Here is a 2,850-nt window from a genome sequence, read left to right on the forward strand (position 1 = left end):
AACCTGAGTTCGATTATTAAATTGTAAAAATAACTATCAGACAAGGTTTATTCCTAACCTCATCGTCATGCTGAACTTGTTTCAGCATCTTTTTTGGCAGGAAAGACCCTGAAATAAATTCAGGGTGACGACCGACTTAATCCAAAACTGAGTTTAGATAATCAAATCAGTATTTAATTATCGAACTCAGGTTAAAAATAACAAGAGGGCTGTACCATAAAAATGAATATTAGTGACAGCGGATTTTTAGTGCTATGTGGCGACGAGGAACCGTCATTGCGAGGAGGCCTTTTCAGCCGACAAAGCAATCTTACAACTATCGCTAGTAGCGAGCGCTTTAAGATCGCTTCGTACCTCGCAATGACGATTTTTCTATTGGGAGCTGTCAATGGGTTTGTTTAAATATCTCTCAAGACATTTCGACTGTTTGTCCCGATTCTTTGTATCGTGTGGACACAATTCCATTCATCATGCGTCATTCCAGTGAAAACGGGAACCACTAAGTGCTCAGCAAAGCTAATCTTAAAGCTTCATATATTGCTCATTAACCTTTCTTGTTGCATTAAGATTGCCAGTCAAGCTGACAATGACGGTCAATGCTAAGGATATAGCAAAAGATGTGTCCACACGGTAGGATTCTTCAGGAAGTTCGACTTAACAAGTTCGGATGGAATTTCAAATATGATACAGCCTGTTTATAATAAGGTGTTTATGATTGCTCTGTATAACTTTTAAAATTATCCAGGATAGCCTGCCAGCCACCGCGTTGCATTTCGATCGGATTGGTAGATTCAGCATCGAAAGTTTCGGTTACCCTGGTTTGTTCGCTCAGTGCATCAAAAACAATGCTTACCGTTCTGCCATCTTCCATTGTATATTCGATTTTTTTATGCTGGTCAACTGTGGTATATGTTCCACCGAAATCAAAACTCATGCTGCCATCTTTTGCCGCCATGGTGCTTTTAAATTTGCCACCAACTTTTAAATCGTTTTCTGAATAAGGGGTATGCCAATCTGGTGAGGCAAAGGCCCACTTAGTAATGTGATCCGGGTTATTCCAAAATTCCCAAACTTTTTCTACGGGTGCATTTACTGTCGTTTCTACGGTGATTGATGTTTTATTTTCCATGTTTTTTGTTGTTAAATTTTTTTAATAAAGTTATAGGAACTTTAACAACTCAGAAAGTGTAAATGCGACAAAATGAGGTGCTGAATCGGCATTATTATGAAATACAAATTTATTAGCCACAGCATGGATTTATAATCGTCTGTAAATAACTCTGTTCATCAGTCATCGTTAGAAACAATGACGCGATGTATCAGACAAATTAAGCGGTCTAATTCTAATTTACCAAAAAGTAAGCAATACGACAAGCATAACCTGTTGATTTTGAGTTGTGGTAATCGCTGATCCGTACGCTTAATTTATGCGTTCCGTTAGTGAGTTGATCGCCGAGTAGCAGGTACCATGGCAAATGCAAGCTCGAACTCCATTGAGTATACATATCGATCATTTTTTCCTCTCCATCATCTATCCGGTAATGGAGTGCACCCGCATCCGGGCCTGATAAAATAGCAATCCCTACAGCGTTGCCTTTAAAAATCAGATCGAAAGTACTGTTCCTGGTATTGCTTTCGAGCACTGGAATATTAACAAAACCTGGTCTTCCTTCCAGCCCGTCAGTTGGCTTCCAGTTTTTATTGATGCTAAAGGTATTTAAGTTTTCAGCAGCATTAATGCTAACATACTGTCCTTTGGTATAAGCAAATTTATCAATGATTTTAGGAAGACCTGCCGAAGCTTTCTTATTGGTATTTTTCTGGTTTTCTTCCAGATAAGTTTTAATGGTATTGAAATAGAGTTGTTGACCAAATGGTGATGGATGCAGGTTTTTAAAATCAGCTGTCCAGGTAAATTCGCCATTGGCAATACGTTTGTCGACTTCTAAAGCAAGATTAATAAATGACAAGTGATAATATTCAGCTAAATCGCTGTGTACTTTTACTTCAGTTGGGATTTTGCCCTTATTAAAATCATCATTTTTATCTTCATCGGCAAAAGCCATCATTACGATGTCCGTTTTAGGGTTTTTGCTTAAGGTGTGTCTGATAATACCTTCTAAAGCACGGCGCTGTGTTTGTTCAGCGGTTTTGTTGGCGTGGTCGTTAACGGCCGATTCTAGAAACAGCAGGTCAATTTCTCCACTGTCGAGTACATCGCGCTGAAGGCGGAACGCGTGTGGTAAACTGCCCAATGATGGAATACCTGCGTTAATGAACCTGAATTTTGTTTGCGGATAAGTTTTGGCTAAATAATTACTTACCAATCCACGCCAGCCTTCCATATTGGTAATCGACCCACCTAAAAAGGCAACGGTTACCGGTTCGCTTTTCCCGAATTTTTCTGCTACAGTATGGCTGTAACCGTTAAAAGTGATAAACGATGATGATTGTAACTTGTTTTGCGCAAAGCTTTTGGAAAATAGTGCCGTAAACAGTAGTGTCAGGCAAAGAAAAGAGGTTAGTTTCATGTTGATTAGCGTAAACCAAAAGTAATAAAATTTACAATTGTTGTGCATTTCTGGCAATATTTTACTTCAGTGATAGGTAACCAATTGATTGTTACCCTGAGGGGTAATTTATGGTATGAAAATCAATATAAATGACGTTTAAATTTCAGCGGTATATAATTCCCCTCTTTTAGAGGGGTGTCCGCAGGACGGGGTGTTTTATTTGTCCTAGCCGGACAGGCTTCTTTCTTTTTGGTGTCAAAAAGACCAGCACAGCTAGCTTGAATGCCGTTGAAAACATAAAGGCCCATGAAAAAACAAAAAACACCGGCTGAAAATT

General features: G+C 38.9%; 3 protein-coding genes. All 3 read right to left on the reverse strand.

Translation table 11 applies throughout. The features are described from left to right. Positions 1 to 709: 709 nt before the first annotated feature. Positions 710 to 1,129 (reverse strand): SRPBCC family protein, encoded by a 420-nt coding sequence (locus AW17_RS23225; RefSeq protein WP_029280716.1) that lies wholly within the window; start codon positions 1,127 to 1,129, stop codon positions 710 to 712. Between the two features lie 214 nt (positions 1,130 to 1,343). After that, a complete protein-coding gene (locus tag AW17_RS23230; RefSeq protein WP_051692064.1) occupies positions 1,344 to 2,531 on the reverse strand; it encodes an SGNH/GDSL hydrolase family protein in 1,188 nt (395 codons plus the stop codon). A gap of 122 nt (positions 2,532 to 2,653) precedes the next feature. Next, positions 2,654 to 2,850: hypothetical protein (locus AW17_RS24745; RefSeq protein WP_029280720.1), on the reverse strand; the 197-nt coding region annotated here is incomplete at its 5' end.

This window comes from Pedobacter borealis DSM 19626, from assembly GCF_000708285.2.
In the GTDB taxonomy this organism is placed as follows: Bacteria; Bacteroidota; Bacteroidia; order Sphingobacteriales; family Sphingobacteriaceae; genus Pedobacter; species Pedobacter borealis.